The 5048-nt window shown below is 72.1% G+C and carries 5 protein-coding genes and 1 pseudogene; 4 read left to right on the forward strand and 2 right to left on the reverse strand.

Annotation, left to right across the window (positions count from 1 at the left end; translation table 11 throughout):
• Positions 1-748 (reverse strand): annotated as a pseudogene (locus ABZ896_RS51900) (hypothetical protein); the annotation flags it as partial.
• A gap of 402 nt (positions 749-1150) precedes the next feature.
• Between ABZ896_RS51900 and ABZ896_RS51905 the strand changes: the two are divergent.
• Together ABZ896_RS51905 and ABZ896_RS51910 are read left to right on the forward strand one after the other, a co-directional pair.
• Entirely contained in the window at positions 1151-1984 is an 834-nt protein-coding gene (locus ABZ896_RS51905) for a DeoR/GlpR family DNA-binding transcription regulator (protein WP_360946264.1), read from the forward strand.
• Between the two features lie 48 nt (positions 1985-2032).
• Positions 2033-2503, forward strand: coding sequence for an SRPBCC family protein (locus ABZ896_RS51910; RefSeq protein WP_360946267.1), 471 nt, complete (start codon positions 2033-2035; stop codon positions 2501-2503).
• Here ABZ896_RS51910 and ABZ896_RS51915 read toward each other — a convergent pair.
• On the reverse strand, positions 2477-3622 hold the full coding sequence (locus ABZ896_RS51915; protein WP_360946270.1) for a PLP-dependent cysteine synthase family protein: 1146 nt from the start codon (positions 3620-3622) through the stop codon (positions 2477-2479). The genes ABZ896_RS51910 and ABZ896_RS51915 overlap by 27 nt on opposite strands.
• A gap of 346 nt (positions 3623-3968) precedes the next feature.
• Here ABZ896_RS51915 and ABZ896_RS51920 point away from each other — a divergent pair, with 346 nt between their 5' ends.
• Positions 3969-4292, forward strand: coding sequence for a hypothetical protein (locus ABZ896_RS51920; protein ID WP_360946273.1), 324 nt, complete (start codon positions 3969-3971; stop codon positions 4290-4292).
• A 186-nt stretch (positions 4293-4478) separates the two neighbouring features.
• A partial coding sequence (locus ABZ896_RS51925) for an ATP-binding protein (protein WP_360946276.1) occupies positions 4479-5048 on the forward strand: 570 nt, incomplete at its 3' end.

The raw sequence follows: 5048 nt of genomic DNA on the forward strand, positions 1-5048 counted from the left end.
GGGCGTCGAGGAGCGCGGGGCCGCCCGGGGCGCGGTCGAAGCGGGCCGCGGTCGAGGAGACCGCGGCGGCGACGGTCAGCAGGCCGGCGGCGGTGTGGGCGGCGCGCAGGCGGGCGACCAGCCGGCGGCCGTACCAGAAGCCGGGCCGGCCGAGCGCGGTGCGGCCGTTGTCCTCGGGGTCGTCGAGGGGATCGTCGTGGGGTACGGGCTGCTGGGACTCGTAGGCGCTCCAGGTGCGGTGGGACAGGTACCAGAGCAGGCCGACGAGGGCGGCCGGGACCACCGCGGCGAGGGCGAGGCGGCGGCCGGGGAGGCTCCACCAGCCGTCGTCCGAGACGGCGGGCGACAGGAAGCCCAGCCAGGAGTGCGCCTCGGCACACGCGCGCGTGCCCGCGCACTGCCAGGCCGCGAGGTCCAGGGCCACCTCGCAGGCGGCGGCGACCAGCAGCACGGTGAGGGTCAGGCCCGCGAGGCGTACCAGCAGCCCGTAGAACCGGACCGTGCGCTTGCGGCCGCGGGCGGAGGGGCGCATCCAGTGCGCGAGGTTGACGACCATGAAGGGCAGCAACAGCAGCCACAGGGCGCGGGTGCCGTTGCCGGAGGTGAGGTTGCACCAGACGTAGGCCTCGGGCACCGGCCCGGTGCGGCCGTCGTCCGGCCGGGACTCGGCGTCGACGTCGTCGGCGCGCCGGAAGACGGCCGCCGTGTCGTCGCCGGTGATCCGCACGGTGCGCGGATCGTCGAGCATCTTCTCGGGTGTGGTGCCGCCCACTCCGTGGACCAGGAGTTCCAGGGCGGTCCGGGATTCCGCGGGGCGGGCGGCCGAGCCGTTGACGCCCCCGATCGAGACACGTTCCACTGTTCGCACTTCCCCCGTGACGCGCTGTCGGCATCTGTTCGTGCGGGCACAAGGATCTCCGCTCGGCGCGTCGCGCACACCCCTCGTCACCGAATCTCCCCGAGACGTGTGACGGCGGGAGGGCGGGATGTCGCCGTGCTGACGTGCGCGTGAGCCGGCAGCCGGTGGCGCGGCCCGCCCCCGCGCGTGCGAGTATGGGACGTCCCCGTACCAGGTGCGCGCAAAATGTGCTCGTCGGAGCAGGTGTACGGGGGGTGTCGGACGGCCCCAGGCGAAAGGACCGGAGCGTACGTGAGTGAGAATCAGAACCTCCTCGCGGAGCAGCGCCGCTCCCTGATCCTGGACGAGGTCCGCCGACGCGGCGGTGTCCGGGTCAACGAGCTGACGCGCAAGCTCGGCGTGTCGGACATGACCGTGCGGCGCGATCTGGACGCGCTGGCCCGTCAGGGCGTGCTGGAGAAGGTGCACGGCGGCGCGGTCCCGGTGGTGGAGGCGAGCACCCACGAGCCCGGCTTCGAGGCCAAGTCCGGTCTGGAGCTGACCGCCAAGGAGGACATCGCGCGCTCCGCGGCGGAGCTGGTGGCGCCCGGTACGGCGATCGCGCTCTCGGGCGGTACGACGACCTACGCGCTGGCGCACCATCTGCTGGACGTGCCGGATCTGACCGTGGTCACCAACTCGGTGCGGGTCGCCGACGTCTTCCACGCGGCGCAGCGCACCACGGGCCCCCGTCAGGGCGCGGCCACGGTCGTGCTGACCGGCGGGGTGCGCACCCCGTCGGACTCGCTGGTGGGGCCGGTGGCCGACCAGGCGATCGGGGCGCTCCACTTCGACGTTCTCTTCCTCGGGGTGCACGGGATATCCGTCGAGGCGGGTCTGTCGACGCCGAACCTCGCGGAGGCGGAGACCAACCGGCGGCTGGTGCAGTCGGCGCGCCGGGTCGTGGTGGTGGCCGACCACACCAAGTGGGGCACGGTGGGCCTGAGTTCGTTCGCCTCCCTGGAGCAGGTCGACACGCTGGTGACGGACGCGGGGCTGCCGGGGGCGGCGCGCGCCGAGATCTCGGAGCATCTGCGGCGGCTGGTCGTGGCGGGTGAGCCGGGCGCGGCACAGACAGCTGACTGACTGTCAGCTAGGGTGACAACCTCCCGATCTCATCAGGAGGTTGTGTCCATGGCTCACCGACTTCGCGCGGTCGGGACCGAGTTCGTCGAGACCGCGCCCGTGCGCTTCGTCTTCACCCGGGAGATGTCCGCTCCGCCCGAGGCGGTCTACCGCGCGCTCGCCGAGGACGTGCCGGGCTGGGCCGAGTGGTTCGCGGCGGTGACCCGCGCCAAGGCCTCCGAGGACGGCAGCCGACGGGACATCCGGCTCAAGGGCGGCGGACGCTTCCTGGAGACGGTCGTCGTCGCCAAGGAACCCGAGGTGTACGCCTATCGCGTCGACGTGGGCAACGCGCCCGGCCTGCGCGCGCTCGTCGAGGAGTGGCGTCTCACTCCGTCCGGGACCGGCACCCATGTGCGGTGGACCTTCGCCGCGGACGGCAACGCACCCTGCCGGCTCGTCCTGAAGGCGGCCGGGGCGGGACTGGGACGCGCGTTCCGGGACGCCGTCGTCTCACTGGACCGGCGGCTCACCGGCTGACGGCCACACGCCCGTCTTCAGCAGGGCGGCGATAGCGGCGGTGTACGGCGCGATGTCCAGGCCCTGTTCGGCGAGCCACACGTCCGAGTAGTACTTGTCGAGGTAGCGGTCGCCGGGGTCGCAGAGCAGGGTGACCACGCTCCCCCGGCGCCCCTCGGCCACCATCTCGGCGACGATCTTCAGCGCGCTCCACAGGCCGGTGCCGGTCGAGCCGCCCGCCTTGCGGCCGATCGCCTGCTCCAGGGCGCGTACGGCGGCGACGCTGGCCGCGTCCGGGACCTTCATCATGCGGTCGATCGCGCCGGGCACGAAGCTCGGCTCCATGCGCGGGCGGCCGATGCCCTCGATACGGGAGCCGCAGTCGCAGGTGACGTCCGGATCGCCGGTGGTCCAGCCCTCGAAGAAGCAGGAGTTCTCCGGATCGGCCACACAGATGCGGGTGTCGTGCTGCATGTAGTGCACGTAGCGGGCGATGGTCGCCGAGGTGCCGCCGGTGCCGGCCGTGGCGACGATCCACGCGGGCTCCGGGAATCTCTCCAACTCCAGTTGGCGGAAGATGGATTCGGCGATGTTGTTGTTCCCGCGCCAGTCCGTGGCGCGTTCCGCGTAGGTGAACTGGTCCATGTAGTGGCCGCCGGTCTCCACCGCGAGGCGGGCGGACTCCTCGTACATCGTGCGCGGGTCGTCCACGAAGTGACATCGGCCGCCGTGGAACTCGATGAGGCGGATCTTCTCGGCGCTCGTCGTGCGCGGCATGACCGCGATGAAGGGCACGCCGATCAGCCCGGCGAAGTACGCCTCGGAGACGGCCGTCGAGCCGCTGGACGCCTCGATCACCGGGCGGCCGGGCCGGATCCAGCCATTGCACAGGCCGTAGAGGAAGAGCGAGCGGGCGAGGCGGTGTTTGAGACTGCCGGTCGGGTGGGTGGACTCGTCCTTGAGGTACAGGTCGATGCCCCACGCCTCGGGGAGCGGGAAGCGCAGGAGGTGGGTGTCGGCCGAGCGGTTGGCGTCGGCCTGGACCTTGCGGACGGCTTCTTTCAGCCAGCCGCGGTAGGCGGTGTCGCTGTGGTCGACGTCGAGGGTGTCGCCGGTCCGGGTCTGCTGGGGGGTGCTCACGGCGGGGCTCCTTCTGCTTCGCGCCGACGGCGGATCGCGCTGCCGACACCTCGATCATAGACAGCCGTAACACGCTTCTCACCTGCATAAACGCATCTTTGAGAGCCTCAAAGGCAGCCCTGGGGGCGGGGCCGGGTCCGCCTGGGGGCGCATTCGCGCGAGTGCTCCGGGCTCCGGTGCCGGGGGTGTCATGCGTACTGGTGCTCGACGCCCGTGGCGGGCAGACTGCACCGGACGGGACGGACGTCTCGGACGGGGGCGCACACTGGATCACGAGACGAGCCGGTTCCCGGCCCACGCGGGAGCCCGGGCCGGCACACAGAGGCGCGCGAGGGGGCGGGACGGCATGGCGGAGCCGGAGTTCACGGCTACGGGCGTGCGGATCGGGAAGAGGTTGCGCTCGCTCACCCGGGCCGGACAGGTCCGGATCAGCGACGGCAGGCTGGAGTTGCTCACCAGTTACGGCAGCGAGATCGACAGCGCGCCGGTGCAGGCGGTGCGTGCCTCCAAGCCCTGGTTCGCGTCCGACGACCGGGCGCTCGCGGACCTCAACGGCAACCGCTACCTGCTGACCCTGGGCGAGCACGATCCCGCTCCGGGTGAGCCCGGGCCGCCCGCGGCGCGGCGGTTCATCGAGGCGGTACGCCGGGCCTCCGGGCGCCGGGGCTGAGTCACCGCGAGTTGCGGTACCGCACCCCCTGCGTCACGCTGGTCTCACATCACTCTGGGTTTACCGGCGATTACGCTGCGAACCAGCCGCCGGGCACGACAGCAGGCGGCCACTTTCAGTCAGGCACCTGCTGGATCGATCCGAACTCCGTGTTCTTCCGGACCTTCTCGTCGGGGAGTCGCAGCCGTGATCAGTCATCCGAGCAGGCACTGCACGGTGGAGCTCCAAGCCCTGCCGTCGCGGATCGGCCAGGTCCGCAGAATCCTTTCAGCGCACTTGCGCTACTGGCATCTGGATCCCCTCATAGACCGGGCGGCGCTCGGTGTGACGGAGCTGTTGACCAACGTCCACCGCCATGCGCAGCCCGACAAGACGTGCACCGTGGAGATCGAGCTGCTGCTCGACCGTCTGACGGTCTCGGTGCGCGACCACGACCCGCGTCTGCCGGTCGTGACCGACATCGACGACAGTGAGCCGCTCGCCACGTGCGGGCGGGGCCTCGCGATGGTCGCCGCGGTCAGCGAGAGCTGGGGCGTGCGGCCGGACGGCGAGTCGGGCAAGGTCGTGTGGTTCACGCTGCCGACGCCCGTTCCCGCGCGGTCGAGCGGTACGCGTCCGCCGCGACGGGCGGTCGCGGAGAAGCCCGCGCTGACGTTCACCGAGGTCGAGTCGCGCCGGGCCGGACACGCCCCCGCCCGGTCGGCCGTTGCCGGCGGTCCCGGCGGGGTCCTGGGTGCGGTCCGGCGGGCGCCCCCC

This window comes from Streptomyces sp. NPDC047072 (genome assembly GCF_040643855.1).
In the GTDB taxonomy this organism is placed as follows: Bacteria; Actinomycetota; Actinomycetes; order Streptomycetales; family Streptomycetaceae; genus Streptomyces.

Coding starts and splice junctions, on each gene's coding strand:
- ABZ896_RS51920 (WP_360946273.1), top strand. CDS start 3,969: ATGGCGGAGCCGGAGTTCACGGCTACGGGCGTGCGGATCGGGAAGAGG.
- ABZ896_RS51910 (WP_360946267.1), top strand. CDS start 2,033: ATGGCTCACCGACTTCGCGCGGTCGGGACCGAGTTCGTCGAGACCGCG.